The organism is Thermogutta terrifontis (assembly GCF_002277955.1).
Taxonomy (GTDB): domain Bacteria; phylum Planctomycetota; class Planctomycetia; order Pirellulales; family Thermoguttaceae; genus Thermogutta; species Thermogutta terrifontis.
On record NZ_CP018477.1, the window covers coordinates 4,411,912 to 4,436,183 of the forward strand.

Below are 24,272 nucleotides of genomic sequence, written 5' to 3' on the forward strand. Positions count from 1 at the left end.
GGAATCACTCCGCATTTTGGAAGTACCTCCGTAAGCGGTCTTCATATCCCTTGGGAACCGGCGCGTTCATCCCTGCCCGCAATGCCTCACGGATTTCCGGTGGTAGTTGCAAAAGCCAAGTTTGGGGGGAATGGGCGTTGCCTTCCGGGGTGACGGGGAGTTGGGCGGCCACCCCGGTGCGGCTGTCCGTCTGTGGCACCCTCCCTTCCTTTAAAGGCGACTGAGCAGGATTTTGGTTCTGCACCTGCTCGCCCTGGCGGGCCGCTCCGCCCTGACCCTGGGGAGAAGAATGGCTCGCGGTTTGCGTGGCCTGGCTGGTTGCGGCCTGGGAGCCCTGCGAGTGCTCCTGACCCGAAGCAGCCAGCGCTGCCAGGTTCTGAAGTGCTGCCAGGGCTGCGGCGACCGCGTCGGCAGGCGCAGTTTGCTGAGATGGGGAAGCTGCTGACTCATTCATTATCTGCTGCGGAACCGAATTCATCATCTGGGGAATTTGCTGAGCGGCCTGCAGCGCGGCGGCGAGCTGCTGCTCCCGTTCCGCAAGTGCCGAGAGGGCACCAGCGAAGGCCTGTCCGGTTGCCTCCTGGGCGGGTGGTACCGCTTCTGGATTGGGGGATTGCAGCACCCCTCGAGATGAATTCTCCGCTGCGTGCAATTGTGCTGTGGCTTCCGGATGGACGGGAATCGCCTCACTGGCCAGGCGTTCTGCCGATTCGGTGTGGGCTGCAAAGGGAGGCCGGCTTTGAGAAGCCAACTGCTGGGCCAGTGACTGGAGATGTTCTGCCGCAGAGGCCAATTCCTGGGTGACAGCCCGGGGAAGCGAATCGCCCGCGGCTTGAGTGTCCGGGGTGTTCGAGTCGGCGGGTTGTTCTGCCTGCCTGGAGAGTTCTCGGGCCTTCTGAAGGGCTTGGGCGGCCTGGGTAGCCTCCTGGTGGGCCTCCTCGGGCGTCGTCACATTCACGTCGGCGAGCGCCTTTTGGGCCTGCTCGATCGCCGCCGTTACCTGTTGCTGCTTTTCAGTGCGTTTTGACGTTGGGGATCCCTGCGGTGCCGTCGAGCGGGCAGCTTCGCGCAGCACCTCCAGGGCCCTCTCCGGCGATGATGCCTCCCGGAGGGCCGCCGCCACCTCGGGATGGCCTGCGGCTTCCTGTTGTTGGGCAGCCGCTTCGATGACCTGCCGCTGTGCCCGCTGGACATTCTCCAGTTGACGGGCGAGTTCTTCGGTACCCGACAGAGACGGCAGGTACTGCTCCACCGCCTGGCGGGCCTGGCGAGCCTGTTCCAGTTGCTGAGCGGTGACTTCCTGAAGTTGCTGAGCCATCTTTTGAGCGGCTTCCCACTGTGGAGAACTGTCCGTTGGCCGCTGCCATGCCCCCCGGACGTTTTCCACAAGCTCTGCCGCAAGCCGTCGGCGCTGCGCGTCAGCCAGGGCCATTTCCACCGCCGAGAGGGCTTCATCGAGGGCCTGTTCCGCTTGCCGGGTGAGTTGATTGGGAGCAGATTCCGACGAAGGCGGTGTGGATTGCGCGGCTTGAGGGGTACTGGTTGCCTCCGGGGAAGTCGGCTGCTCCGGCTGGTTCGGTTGCATCGGCGCGTTCTGATTGGTTGAGCCGGCCGCCGCTTGGGCTGCGGAGGCGTTTTCCTCGGAAGGACTTTTACTCGATTGCCCCGCTAAATTGCCGAGTTTTTCGCCCACTTTTCGGACCGTCTCCGCCGCCTGATTGATTGCCGAGGTGACTTCTTGGGGAAGTTGTTTATCTTTCGGCACTTCTGCGACACCGGTGGCGATTTTCTGCTCGGCCTGGGCTGCCGCCTGGAGCTGATTCCTTGCGGCCTGCTCACTGGCGTGCGATTGTTCCACACGGAGTTGCCGGAGAGCCTCTCTGGCTGCCAGGAGGTCGGCCTCCTGCTGTTGGGCGGCGGCGACATCGAGCAGATCGGCCCCCGCGGCGGGAGAGGCCGCCTGCTGTTGCAACTCTGATCGAGCCTGAGCAAGATTCTCCAGAACTTTCTGCTGCTCCTCCGCGGCAGCTTCACCCTGATTCTGGAAAAGCTCCTCGGCGGCACGAGCAGCGGCGTCCGCGGCCTCGCTGAGCGCTGGAGGGGCCTGAGGTGTCAGCTTCTTGGCTGCCTCTGTGATGGCGTTGCGGAGTTCCAATTGCTCTCTGGTAAGCTCTTCGAAAGTTTCCGGGGCGTCGGCCTGGAGGGTTCGCTGTCGCAGTTCTTCCTGACGTCGGGCAAGCTCCTCCAGGGCCTTCTGGACCGCATCGGGATTTTCCCGATTAAAGTCACCGCGCAGCGTTTCGATCCGCTGGAGGAGTTTTTCCAGGGCCGCGATGATCTGGTCTTCTTTTGCCACCGCCTCGGAAAATCGCGCCTCGGTGAGGGCCTGCAGAGACTCAGCAAAAAGCCGATCCACCTGATCTTCCTGCAACGCCCGAAGGGCCAAATCGGCGGTACGACCCACGGGTCCACCCCACGCTACGATATCGTTCAAGAACTGCTTCACCTGGGTGAAAAGGGTGTTGACATCGCGCTGGTCTTCGCGAACGGACAGGGCCTGGACCGCCTGCTGGGCGGAAGGCTGAGCGGGCAGCAGTTCGGTGCGCTCGCGGACCTTCTGCTCCCGCTCAATAAGCTGCCTGGCCAGCTCTTCGATTTCCGCCAGCCTCAACCGCCGCAGAACGCGTTGCCTTTCCAGCATAAGCTGGGCCAGGACCAAGCGGCTCTTTTCGCGTGCCGCCTCCAGCAGGTTCAAACGCGCACCGGCAGGAGACTCCATCATTCGCGCGAGGATGCTGAGAACCTCCTTCATATGCTGGTCCACAAGCTCGTCGAGATGCTGTTGCATCTCTTTCAGTTCACCGTAAAGCGGCAGCTCGGTCAGTCCATTCTCTTCAAGCTGCGTCATCTGAAGCGTGATCTGCTCATTGACGAGTCTCCGCGCCATCTCGCGGACCTGCTGCTGAACCGTTTGCTGATAAGCCGGATCGGGCAGCGATGCCGAAGGCACAGGAGCGGTCTCGCCGGTCGATTGCGAGATTGTCCCCGGCTGCGTTTGACCAGATGACTCACCCAGGGCGTGGCATGCAGTGCCGATAATCCCAGCAAGGCACACTAATAGCGACACCGTCCGGACCATGCGCGTGGCCCTGGCGACTCCTTTGCCCCACTCTTTGGAATGACCGGCTCCGGCCGAGCGTTGGTAGAAAAAGCGTGCACGCATCACGGCCCACCTCCTACATCGAGCTGTTTATCGATCATTTCCCGCAATTCTTCCGCGGACTGGCGATCGATTTCGCTCATGATCGCCAGGATTCCCGCCAGATCGGTGACCTCCAGTGCAATCGGCTCAGAGGAACTGACCGCTCCTTCCCGACACGGCCTGCGAATATCGGTGGCGGAGATCACAAGTTCCACGCGATCCCCTTTGCGGCAGGAGAGGCGGCTCAGATCTATCTTCCATTTTTCATCGAGTACTTTGACCCGGTCCGCGCTTTTTTCCCACACTGTCCAGACGACGGGCGGTTCGGAATTCCCGTCGGGGTGGATCACCTGGGCCTGAACGGTGACCTTCTCAATGCCGAGGTCATCTCTAACCTGACACACCAAAGTGGGCTTTGCCGTGGGGAGGACAAACTTGGTCAGCGCCCGCGCTGTCACCTGCGGCGGGTAATCCGGCCGAACCAAAAGGGTGGCCTCCAGCGGCGGATCGACAGTGAGATTATTCTCGTCTGTGATCTCGAACAGAATGTGCTGCGGCGTGGCCAGTTCGGAAAGGGGTAGGCCTTCTGGATCCAGCCACCACAGCTCGGCGGACTTTCCAGAGGTCCCGGTGCCTGCTGTTGACGTGAGGAGCTGGGCGGAGTTGTCGGTCGGCTGGGGAACCGACGCCGGCCATCGTTTCTCCAGGGGCCTTTGCAGACGATCCATGCGGGCCACCACGTTGCGCAGCGGGCGATCGGACGCAACACCCAATGTGACCCGCGACCCTTCCGTAACCGTGATCTGAGTGACCCCCTGCATCACGGTGGGAGCGCCTTCATTCCGTGGATCTTCGACATAACCCATCAGAACCACTGCCGGGGGATTAAGACATGCCAGAGTCAGCCAGTTTGTTGCGGCATCACCCAGCAGGATGCGAAGACGCACGGTCTCCTGCAGTGCTGGAAGCTCCGCCCGGTAGACCTCACCCCCCGGAGACACAGCATGATCATCCCTGCCACCTGTAGTCTCCTTTGGAGCCGCCCGCGGAAGAGTCTGTTCCACGCTGCGACGATCGCTTGTGGGAGAACTGAGAATCAATTTTCCTCCGGCAGGCAGATATCCACTCGCCACCACGGCGATGGTGACAGGTTGTCCGGCGGCGCAGCGAATCATGGGCTCCGACCCCGTAAAGGGCACCGCCTGGCCGTTGATGTACACAGCCACCAACCGGGTAGCGGTGGGATAGGGTGTTTCCTCCAGCAGGAGCCGGCGGGTAAATGTGCGGAGATGGTCCGGGAAAAGCATCCACAGAAGGCCCAATAGCGCCACTCCACAAACTGCGGCCACCACCCGACGGCGCAGCGGTGTCCGTGGCGTTTCCCGAATGAGTGGCAGTCGCTGCGCCAGTTCCGCCACCCGGCGGATGACGTGCCGCTCCAATTCGACGGAACCCCATCGAGCGGCTTCTGGCCGCTCAAACTGCAAAGCGGCAACCAGGTCGCTGTCAATCCCGTGATGTTTTTCAACCAAGAGAGCAATATCCAGTTCTGACTCTTGGTACCGAAGCCAGGGAAGCACATAGCGGATGAAGGCAAGCACGGCGGCGGCCATGGCTATGAGCAACCCCACCAGCCGGATTTCCCGAGTCGGCTGGAGGAGCCAGTCAAAGCAGAACAGGCCCAAAATGGCAGCGCACAGGATGACTCCCGTCCCCAGAAAAGCAATCCACCGGCGGATCCGGCGACGATAACGCGCGACGCGCCGCAACAGCCGGTGCAGTGGGGTCAATTCACCACTCATCGGAGATACAGCCATTTCCGAAGGGCCCATTCCACCAATAGACAACCAACGACCAAACCGAAGAACAGCCACGAATTCCAGAGTTCTATTTGAACGATTTCAGTCTCCTTCTCGCGACGCTGGGGAAGGTTGCGCAACAACTCCGCCAATTGATCAAGATCATACGATCGACCGCCGGTGAGGCTGGCCAGGCGTTCCTGAAGCTCCTTGTTCCGCCGGGCCTGTTGTTTTTCTACCGACTGGCTGGAGACCTTGAAGGACGTCTCCACGATTCGATTGGTGAGCGGATCCTGAACTTCCAGCCGGTATTCGCCGGGCGCGAAGACTGTGGTGCGGCCTTCAAACTGCCCGGGACGAAGCAATGTCAGAGAAATCTTCCGCGTTTGACCGCCCGCACCAGCCGGCAGATGAAGAAAGGCCTCCAATTTTCCCCCGGGTATCTGATCTTCAGTAAGTGGCCGATAATCGGCGTTGTACGCTTCCACTGAGAAGCGCACCTCATCACCACTGCGGTACTGCTTATGGTCGCTCCGAACGACGAAACGCTTATCTGCCCCCAGGGCATGCTGGATCGCCAGCCGGTGGATGAGCTGGCCCCAGAACTGACGGTAATAGAGATCTCCGTACTTCCGCCGCAGACGCCACAACTCATTGAATCCCACATAGATAACTTCACCACGACCTACTTTTTGGGCGGCGATGAGGGGCTGAGGGGTCCGGCCATCGGCGCAGGTATCTCGAGGATGGGCAAGTAAAACGGTGGCCAGGGGGCGAGCTCGAATGACCGGGTAATACCACACCAGCTTGCCGAGATTGTCCCAAGCCCGGCCGTTTTCCTCGGCATTCTGCCCCAGGACCATGAAATCAAATAGATCGGCTTCCGGGGTCCGCTGCGGCTGAAACGAGCTCTCGCGCAGGCGAGTCAGGGGAGCGATCTCAACCGGCAGAAGATCATTGAGCGGCGTGTCGGCCCATTGTCCGGGACTGAATCGTGGACCGACGCTGAAAACCACCCCACCGCCCATCTCCGTGACAAACTCTCGGATCATTTCCATCATCGAGCGGCTGATGGCGCTGGCCGGAACATCCCCGATGATGACCACATCGTAGGTGAAGAATTCGCGCCGCGGCAGGGCAAATGTCGGCAAAAACAAGGGATTCTCCGCCCGAACGCGCGGATCAGCCGACCGCAGGTAAGTGCGAAAGCCCTCCGGACCCACAAGCGGGTCCCGATGAAACACCTCCTTAATAAATCGCCATTCCCACGAGGGTTCATCCTCAATGAAAAGGACGCGGACATAATATTCTCGGACGTAGGTCTCACGAGCAATCCGGTTGTTCTCCGTAAGCGTCTCCTTCGGGAGAGGATCAACCTCCGCGGTGATGACCAGCGGGCCGGCTGCCTTTGGCACGTAGGGCACTTCCCGGTGGATGACCGGCCCGGAGAGGCTGACGACTTCCTGGAAGATGACCTCGCCCACCGGCACCTCCTTCTTTGGTTCGCCGGATACCGGGGACGCAGGTGGACGTGGCGGCAGGAGAGAATGCTCACCGCCTGCGGAGCGAGAACCACCCGATGCCACCGCCGCCGGTGGTGCGGTTTCCTCCGTCTGTCGGGCGAACACCCGCAAGGTCACCTCTTCACCGGTGAATCCTTCCTGTCGGATGGATACGGCGAGAGCGGACTTTTCGTCTTTTTTCATCATGGGGGGAAGTTGCACGTCCACGGCCAGATCGCGAGTCTGAACCTCGCCCACCCCCACACAGAAAAGCGGCGTTTGAAGCTGGGTGGCCGCTATTTCTGGAGCGACGCCCGCGTTCTGATTGAAATCGCTGATGAGCACAATCCCCCCTGGTGGTGTTGCCCCGCGTTTCCTGTTCAGATCGAGAAGCGCGACTCCCAGGGCGGTGACAGGGCCATCGGCGGTAAACTGGGAGGCCCATTGCTCCTGCCGAGTCAATCCTTCCAGGTTGAGCGTGAGCGGATCCACCCCGTCTCCCCGGCGAATTCTGCAGACCCGGACTCGGAATGCGTTGTCTACCTGTCTGACCAGTTCGGGCTCAAGACGGGCGAAGGCCTGGCGGACGCGCTCTGATCGGGTCAACTGCCCTCCAGAATTTGCGGCTGAAGATTGTGCCGCATTTCCGTCCGAAGCTGAGGCGACCGCGACGGCGTTTTCGCCCGGCTCCGAAGTCCGGTCCACCAGGCTCATGCTTTCCGTGTCGTCGATAACGAACCACAGGCCCGGCCGAGTCAGGCGCTGAAGTTTGACGACCAACGTGGGCTGCAGGAGGATCCCCACAAGTCCGGCGAGCGTCAACGTCCTGATCACCACGAGAGTCGTCCGCAACCTGCGGGACGGGACATACAGCCAGCGTGCGTAGTAGGTGGCAACGCCCACCGCCACGACGATGGTGGCGACCACCAGGATCAGCCACGGGACGCGGACCCAGCTCGCGCCCCAGTAGAGATCGACCGATTCCACCTGTTCGGCGTGAGGGATCCCCAGTAACTGCCAGAAAAACGCGGTGAAGTTCACGAGCGGGCCTCCCCGTGGCTGGAAGCGCGGGCCAGAAGCCCCATTTCCAACATCAGCCCAAGTGCTGCTGCAAGTACAAACCACGGCCACCACTCGCGGGACCGGCCTGTCAGCGTGTCGTTGCTCCCCGCATTCACCAGGACGTGCGATTGCCCCAACTGCGACGATATTTCCTCCGGGCGGAGATAATCTGGGATGGATTCTTCCGCTGGTCCTGTCACGGCCAGAGGGATGTCTTCCACGGGCCGCCCCAGCACAGGAAGAGCGGAATCGCGAGCCTGTCGAGTTCCGTTCGCCGGAGCGTTGGCGCCAAAGCCGCCGGGATTCTCGGAAGAACCTCCCCCACCAGATCCCTCGTAGCGAACCAGATGGTACAGCCCCCGTCGCGGAAATCCGCGGATCATGATGCCGTAGCGCCGGGCCTCCAGCGCTTCAGGCACAAGAGGTCTCATTTCTCCGTCGGGACCGACAAGTTGCCAGGACTCTCCCGCCGGATCATCCACAGCGAGACGGAACAGATCGGAGGTAGCCAGATTGCGTCGCGGGCAGGTAGCGTCCACAAGCCTGCGGAGCAACCGATCGAACACCACCACCGCATACGAGGCGCACATGGTGTTCCAATCGCGAAACAGCCCACTGGTGATAAAAATCGTGCGACCTTCTCCCACTTGGCGTTCCAGCATAAACGGTAGTCCGTTGTTGTAACGCGCCAGCACCTGCACTTCGGCTTTTGAAGAGTGTTGCCCGGGGTGCGCCGTGTCGGGGGTTTGTGTGCTTGCGTTTTCCGCAATCTTTTCAGGCAAAATCTTTTCGCGCTGCAGGTCCCACCGCCACATCAACCAGCTTCGTTCACGGCTTCCGGACGCGACAGCAAGAGAAGCAGCTTGCGTGGTCGTCTCTGAAGCTGACTTCGCGGAAGTGAGGCTCGATTGCCCTGATGATTGGGCCAGTTCGACCTCCACCGCCTGGAAGAAGAACACGGGTTGGTAAAATCGGGCCAATTCCGTGTCGTCAAATTCCTCGATCCGAAAACAGGGATCCTGGAGGCTGCTCACGTCAAGCTGAAACGGCTCCAATCGGGTAACGCCGGGTAGCGGAAGCCAACCGTGGAAATGGGGCAACAGGCGACCCGGCAGGATCTCATACGGGGGACCACAACCGCGAGACCACGCAACCGGATCGAATTCCCCACCTGCCGCCACCACCAGGTTGCCTCCCTCACGAACGAAGTGTGCCAGCAAATCCAACCGGGGAGCTGGATCACGCACGCCTGCCACAACGAGCACCCGGGTGTTACCAAGTCGCGAAGGAGAAAGCTCGTCCAGGGTGACGGCCTGGCCGACCAGTCCAAACGCGGCTTCCTCGAAGGACGTTGCCAGGAGCTTGCGGAGGAAAAAGGTTTCTCCGTACCGACCGGCAGCAGGATCTTCGTTTCGGCCATACTGATCGACGAACAGAATCGGCGATGTCTTGAAAACGGGCAGGAGTATGGTTGCCGTGTTATCGTCCTCCAGGGAATCGGGGGGCAAACTCACCTGGATGTCGAGCCAGCTCAACTCCGTCTGCTGAGGGAGAACAGACAAAGAATACGGAGGGAATTCGACCTCCCGCTCCTGCCCCGGCTGCAGATCGACCGGCTGAGTCGCCACCACATTTCCCCGAACGAGCAGCCGCACCAAGACGCCCTCGCGCGGCTTGCTTCCCTCATGACGCACCCACGCCCGAACCCGAACCGATCCGCCCGGCTGGAGATACCGTTCCGGAATCCACACGCGGCTGATCCAGGTGTTTTCGGGAACATCGGGTTGAATGGGAATGACTTCCGGTGTCACGGGGAGGTCTTGAACGAGCTGAGCCAATCCGGCCATTCCCGACTGCGACCGTTGAAAATCGCTCAGGATAACGATCCTTTTTTGACGGGGATCGGGAAAGCGGCGACAGAGATCAGCTATCTCCGTGAGGGCCGCGCGGAGATCGCCGCTCCGATCCAGAGGAAATAGCGCCCCGATCACGTCCGCGGCTTCTTCCGGTGGTCCAAAATCACAACGGACGACCTCGGTGGGTGCTCGAACAAGCGGAACCACGGAGACACGGCTTTCCGGCGGCAAGTCTTTCAGAATGGCCTGGGCCCGGTCTTGGGCTTCCGCCCACAGGGAACGTCCCAGCAACTGATAGTTCATGCTGAGGGAGTTGTCTAAAACGAGGAGAAGATGCGTCGCCACGCGCGAACCGGAGGCACCCGGCCGGCCCCAGTGAGGACGCGCCATCCCAATCGCAAATAGAAGCAAACAGGCCACCCGCAACAGAAGCAGCAGCCAGTCGCGAAGTTCAATCATGCGGCGACTGCGGCGTGCGGCCTGGAGGAGGAACTCCATGGCCGCCCAGTGCACCACCCGAAACCGCCGTCGATGCAACAGGTGAATGAGAATCACACCTGCGGCGGCAGCCACGCCACCCAAAATGAACCACGGCGCGACAAACATGGGAGAAATGCGGAGGTTTTCTCAGGGCTGGCTTCCCACTCGCGAAATCCCGCCGGCAAGGCAGTTTTCCGTGCGAATGGGCAAGGGCGATTCTCTCTGTTCCGGTTAATCCGCTTGCTTTTGTGTACTGTAATCCAAAGCGGGGAAGAACACAACTTGCCGGGTGCTTCAGCGTCAGCAAGGATGTCGTCACGGATGACCGGATTGGTTATACCCCGTGGATGATCCGAACTGGCGCTGTAAACTTTCGATCTTTCCCTCCTGGAGAATGGGCAAATAACGGTTGGGAATGGCCAGCACGAAACAGCAGACTGCCGTCATATACAGATCGCCAGGCTTGCCGCCGACATGGCCCTGGGCCGTCCACATGCCGTCCCGGGCTGGATTGCCGGGATCCCGGACCTGGCTGGCAACCACGCCATCCCGCAGCAATGGGTAGCACTCGCGCCACGGTTCACCGCCCACCTGATACAGGGCCTGCGACACGTAGTAGAGCGTGTACGGGTCGAACGGAGCACGGCGTTCACGACGCGGCCGATCGTTTCGCGTCGCATCCAGGATCGCATTGCGGATGACTTCCAGATTTTTTTCAATTCGCCAGTCGTCGTACTGCCCGAACTCCTGGAGACAGACAATCCCGGCGGCCGCCATCGCCACCGTGGCGTTACCGCCTCCTTTGCTGTAGGTGAACTGACCCGGATGCCGTTTTTGTTCCTCTTCATCAGCATCCCGGGGGCAATTCCGCGGCGTGTAATGCTCGCGAACACAGCGAATGGCTGCCTGGACAACCCTCGGGGAGACTTCAAAGCCGCTGTCCACGGCACTTCGCAAGGCCAGGGCCTGCATGACCACCAGACTTAAATCGTGGCCTTGCGGCTGTCGCTTGGCGATGTAGTCCCACCCCCCGTCGCCACACTGGGTTTCCTGGACCACCACCAGAGCCTTTTCCAGAAGCTCGCCCAGCCGCGGATCCTGGACCATCCCGTAAGCCTGCCCCAAAACAAACGTGGATAAGCCGTGGTTGTACATCCCCCGCCGTGGCTCTGAAATGTTGAGCAATCCCGAGGATTGGGCGTTGCGAATCACGTACTCCAACGCCCGCTTGACGGTATCCCCATATGGCCCCCGACCGGGCAAATGGCCGGCCGCCAGAAAAGCCAGCGCGCCCGTGCTCACCAATCCCAGATCGTTGGAATCCCAATTACCTTCCGGCCCCTGATTGCGGGCCAACCAGGCCAATCCCCGTTCCAGAGCTTCTTCACTTTGAGGTGTGATTTCCCAATCTCCCTGGGCTAAAACTTGTTTTCCGCCCCCCAGCCATACTGCCGCCGCGAAAAGCAAGCATGCCCATCTGGCGGCTTTTTTCCAGCCTGCCGCGGAGCAAAAGTTTCTCCTCGAATTGCCACACACTGGACCGCAAAAAATTCTCAGCATCGCCCTATCCTCCGTCGGAGACAACGCCGATTTGATAGCTTGCTCGCCTCGCGGGGCTTGAAGGATGGCCCGTGAAGAGCAGAAGTTCGGTATCCCAGAGTACGATCGGCCCAATCCAGGGAGTTTTTTTCTCGGGCAGCGGAACCTGAGTGTACCCAACACATCGACCATCTGTGATGCCGTAAAAAGTCATCTGGAGTACGGCCGGGCGTTCCTGGGGATTTTCCCTCAGCTGAAGCGCCACAATGGTATCGGGATTGTGAACCCGCAGCCATTCGTCCACATCGTGATGTTCGATTTCCGCCAGTAACCGTCCCGACGCTGCCTCAAGAATGGCCAGACCGTTCTCCGTCCGGATGTAAAGCCTACCCCCGGATTCTCCCAGAATTCCCAGCAGCCGGCCCAGCGGGCGACACCATTTGAGCGTTCCATCGGAGAGCGCAACTGCACACACGCACCAGCTTCCCCGACCTGTGACGATTACCGTATCTCCACAAACGAGTGGCGCAGGGTTGTCCTGATAAAACCAGGGCTGAGAAGGCCACCACCCGTCAGAAGGCGGAGCCACCCATGGCACCGTCCGCAACCATGCGACCCGACCGGTCACGTCTCCCGCGAAGACCGCTCCCCGGACCTGCCCCACGAATTGTGGCCCAATCGCCGTCACCTGACAATCGACCGGTTGGTTGATCGTATTTCGCAGGCTGAACAACTTCGTGAATTCACGGAGACGCCCTCGCTCGGGATCCACGCAGGCCAGTCCAAGCTCGATGCGGTCGCTCTCCATATCGGACGCCACAATGGCGTACACATCCGTTCCCACCAGCCAGGGATCGGACACGACGTCACCTTTGGGACGGCAGTTCCAGACCACGTGCCCGTCGATCAGATCAAGGCACACGAGTTCCGTCCCCCGTTGCTCCCATCGCCGGGCGATCAGGCGGCCCTCGTGAACGAGCGGTTTCATCCGCACCATGGCCGGCGCCCGCTGATCGCCCTGAATCGTCGATTGCTGCCCCCACACAAGTGTCCCATCCCTGGCATAAGCGCGGATATCTGACTGTGCGTCCACGAGGAGGAGATCGTCAAGCGGAGTAAAACTCATCTGCGCTCGCGGCCAGTCTATCTCCCGATCCGGAAAGGAAGGAGGCCGCCTCAAACCCGGCGTCTCCACCGATACTCCAGGACGAATCTCCAGGGGGCCAATTTCCCAACTGTTTACCGAAGTGGTAAAAATCCACTGCTCGCTACTGGGCTTGGACTGGGCCAGCGAGTCCACTTCGCCGAAGGCAGGCACGAGTGACATGACCAGCTTCAGGCGACGGAGAACTTCCTGTTGAATTGCGGCGTCGGGCACTGATCGGGCACGCTGGTAATAGGCGAGGGCCTCGGCCATGCGTCCCAATACCAGCCGCCGGTCGCCCAGCCAGATCGCCGCCCAGGCCGCTACAGTTGTCCCCGGTACCCGCATAGCGACATTTTCCGCAAGATCTTCCCGGCCATTATTCTTTGCCTGCTCCAATTGAATCTGGCCGACTTTAACAGCCAACCCTGCCAGAGCCTGAGAAAACCCCGAAAAACGGGAGGCAAGGCGTTCCAGATAGAGCGGGAAACTGCACCAGAGGTCGTTGTCGTCGGAAGCAGGGAAGAAACCTTCCGTTTCGTTGGCGCTCGCCTCAAGGATTCGCTGGGCCGCCCCCGAAACGTCCCCGTGATCCAGCATCGCACTCAGTTCCTGGACCAGATTGTACGCAGGCTTGCCGATATCCACCTGAAGCGGTTCCATTACCCGGGGGAAGTTGTCCTGGAGAATTCCGGCAGCCGTAGCGGTACCGGTACGGCTCCTCTGTAGCGCGACACCCGCCAGGTATCGAAGTGAATCGGGAACCACGTCGCTGCCGGGGACGGCTGCCCATTGCACGGTGTAACCCAAGCGCGCCAGATGCGTCCCATCATGGGCCGCCAGTGCCGCAAACAACTCCTGCCGAAACAGAGCCTCCGGAAACGCAGGCAGCCGCCATTCCGCCCAGTAGGGACACCGCAAGAACCAATCGCTCAGCAGAGTGAAGGCAGGGCACTCGTTCCGCCTCAGTTCGTCCCACATCATTCGGACCATCCGATTGGGAAGCCGTTCGTAAATCCCCCAATCGCGGGACGAACTCAACCCGGCCAGAAATGAACTCGTAGCGAGTTTTTTGCCAATTGGCAGGCGGGATTCTGTAATGACATCCCAGAGCATCTCCAGAACACGCTGGCCGAGATAACTGGGGGGATTCTGCTGAAGGGTCTTGACGCAACAGGCCGCCAACCACCGGGACAACTCCACGTCGGGGCAACTTCGGAAAACGGCCTCGCACCACCTCGTCCAGTCGGACTCCTGATACACCTCTTGTGGCACCTGCGCGAAAAGTTCCGCGTCGCACCACTCGGAAGGATCGAGCAACGGCTGCAGAGAAAGCGATTCCAGTACAATCCGGCGATTTTGACCGCGCGTCAAAAATAAGCCGCACCAGGCCACCTGGCGGTCGCAGTTTTCCGCAGTCGGTGCCGCAAGCGACCAATGTTTGCCATCGGGACTGAACCACCACTTGACGACACCGGCGGCGATGGTCAATTTGAACCACTGCGATTCACCCACCAGGGGCACGACCTGGTTGTCATCGGCACCGCGCTCCCAACTATCATCCTGGGCGGAGTGAAAGCCGAAAACCAGTTCCGATCTTCCCGACCTTTTGAAAAATCCCAATCCGGCGATGGGCCGGCGATCTCGATCCGCCACGAAAAATCCCGTGCCCGGCGTCACCTGATGGAATTTGAGCACGATCTCCAGGGCTCCGACAGGGGGCACCGGAAACCCTGCGTATGCACGCTCTTTCACGTCCACTCCAACGAACTCGACACGGCCCTGTTCGTCCAAATTGAGTGCTAACCCTGGAAAACTCTTCCAGGAAGACCAGCCAAAACTTCCCGCAGGCAAAACTGCCTGAGAAGAAACCGCTGACGAAGGAGGTTTAGAACCAGGGTCCTGCGAAAATGAGGGTGCCTCATCGGGAGGAATGGGTATCCCGGAGAGCCAGCGCAGCTCGCGCAACCGGGTCTTTCCCACCATCCAGAGTTCCTCGGGTGGACCGGAGAAAGGCACGGTTAGTAACCGCAGCGGCCCGCGAGCCAGGACCAATTCCTTTCCATTCCAAAAAAGCATGACGCTGCCCAGTCCGCTCCGCCTGTAGCGTCCCTGATCGGTTCCCCAAAGTTCCAACCGCTGAGGTCTGTCTGGCCTTTGCCGAAAATCGGACTCCACCACGTAGGCAGCCCACGCCTGATAAAAGCTCGGATGATAGCGAAGCTCAACCACGCGGTTCCCTGCAACCACGAAGAATGAAAGATTCTCCGGACGGACGAGGCCAATCTTGAGGCACTGGTCCTGATCAAAATGCGGCGTGAGTCGAAAAACACCCTCGACGAACCGAACAGGCCAGGGGCCTTCCCTCGTCTGATCTATCCGGTAACCTTGCCCGGGAACGCGCTCCAGGATCGACCGGAGACTACTTTCTGTGACCACCTCATCGTTTTGCCAGGCCTCGATAAACCAGCGCGGGTCGTAAGGCGGCCATGGGTGGTTGGTTCCGTTCTCGGGCTGCGACAGGTCCCCGCTGGCAACATTACCGGGGTTTTCTTCTGCGGCCCAAGCGAGATGGGTCAACACTGAGTTCGTCAAAACACCCCATGTCAAAACAAGAGCAACAACGTGGCAGATGCTTTGTTCGATCCATTTTCTCCCACCGGTTGCTCGACCCGTTAGTCCCACAGACTCCGACCCTCGAAACAAATTGCCGAATAGAATCGCGGTTCTGCCCACAATGTCTGGCAAAGATTGGACTGCGGAATCGCCTACGGCACTCCCGTAGCGTCGCAGGCGATCGCCTTGTTGATTGCACATCGTCATGCAGATCATCAGGTTTCGCCTCCCCGGTGGGAAACAGCGGAAGGCTTTTTCTTTCTGGCGGAACTTATCCGTGGTTGGGGAGCCGCATCACCGCCGTGTAGCCGGTAACCGGGCCGCTTCCATTCCATGGCTTCAGTAACTGATCCATCCAGCCGATTCCAGCCATTGATAAAGCCAGGGGTGCGTCCAGGGGTTCCAAGTGGGATAGGCCGCCGACATCGCTGATGCAGCCGCCAAGAGCAGGGCCAGTCCACGCCCCAGTCTCGTGGATGCAAGCCGCTCCAGCGCGGGAACCATCCCATAAAGCCACAGCGGAGCCAGCCACAGGACCCAGCGAAAACAGCACGTCATGCCTCCGTAACTTCGATCCGGCTGCGGACGCAAAATATAAAACGCAACGCAGATCACGGAAGCCAACACGATGGCCAGCAGAATGAGTTTTTGCTCTGGCCCGCGCGAGGACCGCAATCCCCACCAGCATCCCGCGATGGTCAGCAGCCACAACGGGGTGAGCGAAAAAATTCCGTGATGCCCTACCAGCACATGGAACGCATAAACCCAGGCCGATGCTTCTCCCTTATCAATACCTACCGGATTGCGCCAGTAACTGTCGATTTTTCGTCCGCGGACTTCATATTCATAGTCATACCAGTTCTCGCCTGGTTCGCCCGATCGATGCGCATAGGGGGGTGAGATCGTCCCGTGGGCCAGCCAGTTCGTGTAAAAGAAGGCAGCAAACACCACGGCACTCCCCACCAAATACCATAGAAGCACCGGTTTAAACACGAACCGCGCGATGATCACCAGCAGCAACAACCAGAGTATCAGCGAGGGTAACTCGAACGTCACACCCAAGGCCATCACCAATCCCAAAAGTGCAAAAAGCCACCAGCGGCGCTGGCCATCCGCAATGATTCTCGCGGCCAGCTCCACAGCCACCGCAGCGCACACAGCGCCCGGCAGGTGGTTATTCAGAGTGTTAACGAACGTCGTCACAAACGTGGCAAAACACGCACTTCCCGTCACAAAGAGCTGAACCCATGGGTTGGAAGTGATCCGCTCCACAAGGCGCTGAATACTCCAAAAGTAAACAAGCATGGGCAGCCAGTTAAACGTGATGAGCACAATCCACGCCACCGGGTAAGGATAGTCGGCAAGGGTCAATCCAAACCCGTGGTAGAGGACCCAGTATTCCGCCGCCACGAGTGTCGCAAAAAGGGGGGGCTTGCTGGAATAGAGATGCCCGTTGTGCTTCACCATATCGATGGTGTCCCACAATCTTTCCTGAATGACGCGGTCGATGGCATACGGGGCCCCCGGTACCCGCATGTCAGGTTCAACCAGGGCCCGCACCGTGCACCATCGACTGCGATCATTCGCACTCAGAAAAGGCCGTCTCAGAACGGCCGCTTCTCTCAGGGCACGCTCGACCCGTTCGAGCTCTCTCTCGATTTTTTCCGGACTGACCCCCCGCTGTTGCAATTCAGCGCGCCTTTCTTCAAGTCGGCGGGGAATCTCATTGAGTCGCTGGCGTTCCAACTGATAAACATCGACGGAATCCACCGCGAAAATCCGTCCCAGCATGATCCCTGCCGCCAGGACCATCAGAATGGTGCAACCACTCCGGACATCAAAGCTACTCACGCAATCTGTTTTCTGCTCGAAGTTCATCGAATCTCCGCGCGAATCAGTTCCGTAATTTTCGGATAACTTTCTCCATCATCAAGCGTGACGTATTGTCCACCTCCGGCCGGCCCTCACATCCAAAGGTGTTAGGCCATGGCCAACCGCAACGCGGTAGCAGCCCGTTTCCTTTCTTCTCGATATTCGGTGGGGAAGCCATCACATCGGGCGTGCGACTGCATCTCCCTCCCTTGGTATAGGATAATCCGCACCGCCCGCCGTTAAAAAGACGCAGGTCGTGGAATGGGGTGTTTCTCGATTTTGAGGCGGCTACCGCACGAACTGCCCACCCTCGTTCAACTATCACCCCGACGGAGCGGATCGGAGTCGTTCGTGCCCGTTCACCGCCGGGCGCAATAATTCGCGGAGTCTCCCATCTGCCCAGGCCGGCAGCCGTGTCATCTGGGGTGGGTATTCAATTTCCGCTCCGCGTGGGGCCGCCAATCTCCTCCGCCAGCGAGTACGTTCGTTCCTGCTTCACGTGGTAGGCGGTGAGCAACTCGGCGAGGAAGCCCACGCTGATGAGCTGGGCACCGAGAAGCAACAGGGCTACGGAATAGATGACGAGGGGTCGGTCCCGCAAATTGACGACCTCCACGCCCGGAATGACGCGAGAGAAAAACCATTCGGCGGCCAGCATGACCAAAATAAATGCTCCCAGCGCAAAGGAGATCAGTCCAAAAGTTCCCAGAAAGTGCTGGGGGCGGAGCCCAAAGCCGGTCAGGAACTTGACGGTCAGCAAATCGAGAAAGCCCTTCACGAACCGTGCCGCCCCGTACTTGGATTTGCCAAACTGTCTCGGTCGGTGATGAATGGGGATCTCCGTAACGCGAAAGCCGCGCGCCGCCGCAAGAACGGGAATGAATCGGTGCAGTTCTCCATAGATGTGAATTTCGCCCAGCACTTCCCGGCGGTAACACTTCATGCCACAGTTGTGATCGTGGAGATACACGCCCGACATCTTACCCAGCAGCCAGTTGAAGACGCGGGAGGGCCAGACCTTGTGCCAGGGATCATGCCGTACTTTCTTCCAACCGCTCACCAGATCCCAGCCTTTTTCCAGTTCCGCCAGAAAGCGGGGAATTTCCCGAGGATCGTCCTGTAGGTCGGCGTCCAGCGTCATCACGCGGGGTTTGGTTGCCCGAGAAAAGCCCGCCGTAAGCGCGGCGGCCTTTCCAAAATTCCGCCGGAATCGCAGGCCACGCACACGGGGATCACCCGCCGCCAGTTCGCGGATGATCTCCCAGCTCCCGTCGGTGGACCCATCGTCGACGAAAATGATCTCGGCATCGAGCCCCTCTGCCTCGCAAACGGTTTTGATCTCGGCATAAAGTTGCCGGAGACTTTGCGCTTCATTGAGCAGAGGAATGACAATGGAAAGCTCACCAGCCATGACCGTCGTTGGTTGCTCTGACTTCGCGAGGGGGTGAAGACGAATTCTCAATCGCCGGATGCATCCTCCGAAAGCCCCCAGCCAAATACGGCAGTGACCACATCACCAGGGCGAGAACGATCTCGGTAGCAAGCCACACCAATCTTAGCATCACCGCTGCGACGAGCGCGACCACCTCGCCCGAGACTCCTTGCCCCACCAGCCAGCGCGACGCGAGGTAAGGGGCGAGCACGGCCGCCAGGATGAGTTCGCGGGCCCCCAACCCGCCGGGCAAAAAGAGAATCAGAAATCCCCCCACCGTGGCCAGGGCTACCGAGGCCACCAGTGGTGGAACCGCTTCCAGGATCGCGCTTCCTGAGGGGGCAAACTCAAATCCGGGAAGTTCAATCGCCCGCAACACCAGCCCCAGGCTTATTCCAAACCCCACCCACAGTAACAGCATGGCGGCCCAGCCCTCCCACAGTTGCACGAAGTTGATGCGATCGATAGCGGTGAGCACCTCCGGCCGATTGCCCCGAGTTGCCAGCAGCCGCAGAATCGGCTTGAAAAACGGGGGCAGGGTGGGAATCGTGACCACCACAGCCAGCGTGATGGCGGTCCACAGTAACCGTGAATCGGATGGAGCCCAGACGACCAGATACAGCGTGGCCAGCGCCGCACCCACCGACATCATCGTGAGCGTCTCCACAAAAACGCTGGCCGCCGCCATGGCCGGCTGGACTGAATTCCCCGCCACAAGCGCAGTCCTCACGATAACCACACAGGCCTTACCCGGCACATATTTGCCGATTTGTCCCACGAGGTACGCCCGGAGCACCTTCCCGAAAGAGGTCTTTTGCTGCGCGGAGCGCAAGACCCTGCCCCAAAACCAGGCCGCAGGCAAAAGACTCGCCGCGTAGCACATCCCGGCAGCAACACACCATCCCCAGGACACCCGCAACGGGATACCGCGCTCACCGAGTTGCCGTAACTCTCCCAGCGCATCCTTCCCGGCGTGCCACAGGGCCCATATGATGGCCCCCGTGAGGGCGGCCTGCAAGGCGTAAAGACCCCAGCGTCTCCAGCAACGCGTGGAAGACGCCGAGGTGGTGGGTCGGTCAGGAGTCTCCTCGCACTTCTGTGACACGAAACCACCCGGCAGCCGAAAGAGGTTCGCTCCGCAAATTGTGCGGAGATACATTCCCAGTTGATCGGCAAATGTCCGATATCTCCCGTGGGGCCCCGTTAGCTTCACACCACGTGGACGCAATCTCAGCAGACCGTGGACAACGGTCGGTCGCACGTCAACCCCGTTCCACAAGCCCCACGCTTCATCTTAACCGCTGTCATGAGATTTCAAAAGACGAAACGCAGCCGGCATTCACCCAATGCCCAACGATCGCGGAGGACAATCGGTCGCACGGTTCCGGCACGGTAGCGGTTCGCGGCATGAACGGGCGCGATTGGTCGCTGGGACATGCCGCGCATTAACGATTCGTCAGGGCGCAGGAGAATTCCCCATCCAGCCATTGAGAAAAGGCAGGCGTGCCAGGGGACCGGAATTGGAATGCTCGTTCCGCGATGGCGGAACCACGGGAACCAGTGGGGTTTCCGACTGAGGCGGTGGAGACTGGGGAGATGCTGCCGAAACCGTTCGCACGGCCACGTCGTCGATGCATACCTCTCCCAGCCCTGTTAGGACAAAGCTGATGCGAACGGTGCTTTCTTCGCCCACCCTACGATACATGCGGAAAGGCCGCCATCCCGTTGTCTGGCTGATGCGATGAGCCAGCGTATCACCCCCCAGTGAATCCACGATCATAAAGCCATCCACACTTCCCGTGATCGGCCGCGGTATAAAAACCCACCCTTCGATTTGCACCCAGTCTCCCGGCCGTACAGAAACCGGTGGCGAGTGGACCCAAAGGGGCGGGGATTCCACAAGGGCTTGCCCCATGTGCGGTTGTGTGCCGCGAACGCTGAGGAGAAGCCCCATCCGGCCCGAACGTGCGGCAGAGGCGGTAACCTCAGCCGACGCGGCGATGCCTTCCATCCCGTGTTGAAACGGCTCCCATCCGATCGCCGTCAATTGCTCCGCAGACTCGAAATCACCGCCGGGCAGCCGATTGTCGCCCCACACCGCGGCATTCAGTTGCTCCTGGAAGCGACGCAACCAGGGAAGGGTGTCAAATCGGGTAGCCAGCGGCCAGGTCACGATCGGGTCGCGCGCCGGGATCACGCTTTCCCAATCAATCCGCCGGATGAGAAGCAGTGGGCGCAAGGCGCGATGAATATGACGGAAAGCCGCGGCATTATCGCCGGCAGCAGCCGCCCGATCCGCAGAAGCCAGTTCCTCCGAGGCCAGCCGAAACCACGCTTCCGCCTGTGGGATAAAAGGACCTTCCCGAATGAGTTGATCGTGGACACTCTTGACGTTGCGAAAAGTAAAATCCGCAAGCTCGCGCTCGAGCTGGACGATGCGGGGTCCCGCGCCCCGGGCACGATCCATCACGTAATTGAGCACCACTGGATCCTGAGTGAGCACGACCAGCGACGTGGGCCCGAATTCCCGCAGGGTGATCCGCGTTCCGCCCGCCACACGGTCCGAGTTTACCGGCTCCAGCGAACCCGGCAACAGCAGGTAGGCGGTGCTCGACTCGGGAACGCCGGGCACCACGAACGTGACCTCATCAACGGCGGCCTGGCCCGGCACATACTGCGCATGTTTTCCCAGCCACAGGGGCACCAGCAGACGCGCCCGCTCCGCCCGAAACAGGGCCCCCACGACTTCCGGCACATTGCTGGGCACCAGGGCGACAAACTGTCCGCCCGCCAAAAAGGGTTCAATCCATTCCAGCTCCCGATTCATCAGCTCCAGCGACAGACGCCGCTGCCGGGTTGCATCGTCCGCAAGCGCAAGTGACGAATGCGAACGGAACAGAATCGCCCGGGCTCCGGCAATCAGGGAAAGGTAGGTCAGAAGTCGCACCTGATCGGCAGGAATGCAATCAAGACGCTCCCCCGAAGCGCCCGCCTGTTGCCACTGCTGCAACACCGCGGGATCGGGCTGCGTCTGAACTGCCACCCAGATGGGCGTGCCCGGACGAGCTAAAAGGCTTCTGCTCCGCAACCAGACGATATAGTCGGCAAACTCCATTTCGCTGAAACACGGTCCACGGCCGACCAGAAGCGCGTCCACCGCCCGACTCGCGCGGAGCATGTCCGTGAGCGGTTCCGCAATCAACGGGCGGGTTGGTGAGGGGTCAAGACCCCGCAGAGTTTCTGCGCGCTGTTGGAGGGCCTGGACCTCCCACAGACTACTTTGCGTTCCCAAGTCCCAGGCCAGCACTCCGTGGAAATCGGTCCCAATTGTGCGTCCCCCGACTCCGCCAGAAGGCAAGAGCGTTTCATCGGGATGCAGGATGACCCACAAGCCCTGTCGGCGTGCTTCCAAAAGCAGGTCCCGGTTCACGGCGCTGCGTATCCACAGGGTGTTGAAGCCCAGGGTTTTAACCAAGTCCAAGGGTTCGCCCTGGTATTCGAGTGCACGGGGAAAAAATGGTCGTCCCTGCACACGGAGCACGTTTCCCGCCATTTCCACAAGCGGTGGTTGCGCCGCGGCATCGTCTGAGGGCTCCGACCAGGCCGCTGTCGTGACGCCACCCACTGTGTTCATCCATTGCCGGGACCCCTGGCCCAGGGTAAAGTCGCCAACCCCAGGGTTCGGGCCAAGAATTGCCGGGTTCCCTCCAGCGACCTGCCCGGGAAGATATCCTGTCCATTCAACAGGGCCGATGAGAAGTTGCGTCCTTCCCGGACCTCCGTACACATTGAGCACCACACCGTTTACGTAGGCCTCGCGAAGATCCACCTCCCGGCGGATTTGGAGTCGGATCGCCCGGGCTTCACGTTCCAGTCCAGCGGGCACGTCAGATACCGTCAGCCACTCCCACTGGCCAGCAACCCGCGTTTGTGTTCCCGGCACCAGAAGCGAGAGGGGCATTCCCGTCTGGGGATGGCGAACCCGTGGAAGTACAACGGACAAAAATACCTGAATTCCCGGCCGATCCGCCCACACGGGCAGGCGAACACGCAGCTCAGCAATCACCGGTGCAGGCTGCACCGCACAGAGATAATACGCCGCCGTCCCGGTCCCCGCCTCGATGACAAGTTGCTCGTGGGGAGGTGATCCGGTTCCGGTTTCGACACGGTGGACCACCTCGCGGATTCTGACATCCCCGCCGGCGAGAGTCCAAAGCGGTCCCGCTTGCTGGGCGTTGGCTTTTGGGAGGAACCCGGCCCCGATCACCCAAAACACGCAGGTCACAGCCAGCACAATTGCCCGACAGCTTGCGTCACTCCGAGCGGTTGCTCGCTTTGCGAAGTGGCTGTTCGTGGTGGCCGGTGCCGTGGGCAAAAAGGGCACGTCCCCCATCGTGCCCGGCCGGGGAAAGCGAAGTCGCTGTGAAATGATCCTTGAACGTGCCCAGGGCATCCGTGAGTACACAGGGCCTGTGAAGTTATCGGGAGACGACCGCCGAAGTTAGCATCCATGCGCAGTCAAAACGACAGCGCCGCCAATAAGTGCGTAACAACGGCTCCTTTTGTGGGATTCCCACGGTGTGTTGTTTTTAGCAACACGCGGTGTTTTCTGCCAGTCCAGTTGTGGCGTTTTGGCAACGGGGCCACCTTCCCCTGAACAATCGCATGATTGCAGAAAGTTGTTGCTAGATAATAGGTTGCGCTTCGCATCGGTGTCCCAAACGGGGATTGGCGTTGCGGCTGCGTTGAAATGACAGCAGAGCTGAATGAACACTTGGAGGAGACGCAACCATGACGCAGCCGCAACCAGCCCGAACGACTGAGACCACCGCGATTCCGGCGGAACTTCAGGAACTGGCGGCCGCCATCGACCGGCTTCCCGCCCCCTATCGTGAGGCCCTTCGTCCCGCCTTTGACAAAGTAATCGATGCTAACCGCCGCCGTCGGCAGATTCTCTCCCTTGTTCAGGATGCCCTGGCCGAACTGCGACTGGACATGAAATATCTGCTTTTTGACCTGGAAGCCACCCGGCGCGAACGCGACGAATACAAGCGGCAGCTTCAGGAACTCCGCGAAGGTGACTGACCACGAACACTTCCGTCGGCGGGCTGCCTGACTGCCCCGAACATACGACCTCCTTGCGACCTCCTTTGCCTCCTCCAACACAACAGCCCTGGTACCGAGGTCCGTCCTCAGTCCAGGGCTGCTTGTTCTCCGCGGAAGTCTCGACGCCTCCCCGTCGGGGACGTCATCTTTTCCAGACACTCGTCTGGTCGGCTAAGAACCCAGTTTATTGAGCATTTCCTGGGCCTTCGCCTTGGCCTGCTGGGGTTTTCCATCCAGCTTCTCTAATTCAGCCACGTCCTGGGCAAGAGCATCTGCTTTGGCAGCATCGGTGGCCTTTAGGGCCTCTATTTTTTCTTTAATGAGCATTGCCGAACTACCCACCTCACCCGTTTGGACTACCTGCTGGAGGGCAGTCTTCAAGTCATCCACCGGACTCGGCGGTGCCACACGCTGTGATTGTTGCCGGCCGCATCCGATCAGCAAGAGGCTCAGCGTCAACATCCAAACGAGCGATTTCAGCCTCCACAACATGATTGGTCCTCCTTTCTGCACGTACGGGACAGCACATTAACAGGAAAGCTAATTGCGGACGTGAGAACTGCCTGATAACCCGATCGGAATTACTTCGCTTTCAAACCTCTGCGGAGTGCAACAGGTAGTAAACAAACACGGCTTATGGCCCCGATTCAATCTAACCGTTA

Annotated in this window: 12 protein-coding genes; 1 reads left to right on the forward strand and 11 read right to left on the reverse strand. The window is 60.1% G+C overall.

The features are described 5' to 3' along the window. Positions 1 to 4: 4 nt before the first annotated feature. From THTE_RS16380 to THTE_RS16425, 10 genes are all read right to left on the reverse strand, one after another. A complete protein-coding gene (locus THTE_RS16380; protein WP_157732179.1) occupies positions 5 to 3,226 on the reverse strand; it encodes a coiled-coil domain-containing protein in 3,222 nt (1,073 codons plus the stop codon). Continuing rightward, positions 3,223 to 5,004 (reverse strand): hypothetical protein, encoded by a 1,782-nt coding sequence (locus tag THTE_RS16385; protein ID WP_095416449.1) that lies wholly within the window; start codon positions 5,002 to 5,004, stop codon positions 3,223 to 3,225. Before THTE_RS16385 ends, THTE_RS16380 begins: the two co-directional genes overlap by 4 nt. Continuing rightward, entirely contained in the window at positions 5,001 to 7,544 is a 2,544-nt protein-coding gene (locus tag THTE_RS16390; RefSeq protein ID WP_095416450.1) for a hypothetical protein, read from the reverse strand. The genes THTE_RS16385 and THTE_RS16390 overlap by 4 nt, the downstream gene beginning before the upstream one ends. Then, positions 7,541 to 10,027, reverse strand: coding sequence for a BatA domain-containing protein (locus THTE_RS16395; RefSeq protein WP_095416451.1), 2,487 nt, complete (start codon positions 10,025 to 10,027; stop codon positions 7,541 to 7,543). The genes THTE_RS16390 and THTE_RS16395 overlap by 4 nt, the downstream gene beginning before the upstream one ends. A 189-nt stretch (positions 10,028 to 10,216) precedes the next feature. Continuing rightward, positions 10,217 to 11,461, reverse strand: a complete 1,245-nt coding sequence (locus tag THTE_RS16400; protein ID WP_095416452.1) for a prenyltransferase/squalene oxidase repeat-containing protein — start codon at positions 11,459 to 11,461, stop codon at positions 10,217 to 10,219. 4 nt (positions 11,462 to 11,465) lie between these two features. Then, positions 11,466 to 15,416 carry an outer membrane protein assembly factor BamB family protein gene (locus THTE_RS16405; protein ID WP_095416453.1) on the reverse strand — a complete coding sequence of 1,317 codons (3,951 nt, stop codon included), beginning with the start codon at positions 15,414 to 15,416 and terminating at the stop codon, positions 11,466 to 11,468. Positions 15,417 to 15,539: 123 nt separating this feature from the next. Continuing rightward, positions 15,540 to 17,078 carry a regulatory protein RecX gene (locus THTE_RS16410; protein WP_095416454.1) on the reverse strand — a complete coding sequence of 513 codons (1,539 nt, stop codon included), beginning with the start codon at positions 17,076 to 17,078 and terminating at the stop codon, positions 15,540 to 15,542. Between the two features lie 427 nt (positions 17,079 to 17,505). Continuing rightward, on the reverse strand, positions 17,506 to 18,483 hold the full coding sequence (locus THTE_RS16415; protein WP_095416455.1) for a glycosyltransferase family 2 protein: 978 nt from the start codon (positions 18,481 to 18,483) through the stop codon (positions 17,506 to 17,508). Continuing rightward, positions 18,473 to 19,765: a lysylphosphatidylglycerol synthase transmembrane domain-containing protein gene (locus THTE_RS16420; RefSeq protein ID WP_157732180.1), complete on the reverse strand. Its 1,293-nt coding sequence runs from the start codon at positions 19,763 to 19,765 to the stop codon at positions 18,473 to 18,475. Before THTE_RS16420 ends, THTE_RS16415 begins: the two co-directional genes overlap by 11 nt. A 195-nt stretch (positions 19,766 to 19,960) precedes the next feature. After that, positions 19,961 to 22,957, reverse strand: a complete 2,997-nt coding sequence (locus THTE_RS16425; RefSeq protein WP_095416457.1) for a hypothetical protein — start codon at positions 22,955 to 22,957, stop codon at positions 19,961 to 19,963. A 338-nt stretch (positions 22,958 to 23,295) separates the two neighbouring features. On the opposite strand from THTE_RS16425, the gene THTE_RS16430 reads away from it, so the two are divergent. Then, positions 23,296 to 23,589 carry a transcriptional regulator gene (locus tag THTE_RS16430; protein ID WP_095416458.1) on the forward strand — a complete coding sequence of 98 codons (294 nt, stop codon included), beginning with the start codon at positions 23,296 to 23,298 and terminating at the stop codon, positions 23,587 to 23,589. A gap of 192 nt (positions 23,590 to 23,781) precedes the next feature. On the opposite strand, the gene THTE_RS16435 is transcribed toward THTE_RS16430, so the two are convergent. Continuing rightward, positions 23,782 to 24,102, reverse strand: a complete 321-nt coding sequence (locus THTE_RS16435) for a hypothetical protein (protein ID WP_095416459.1) — start codon at positions 24,100 to 24,102, stop codon at positions 23,782 to 23,784. Between the last annotated feature and the right edge of the window lie 170 nt (positions 24,103 to 24,272).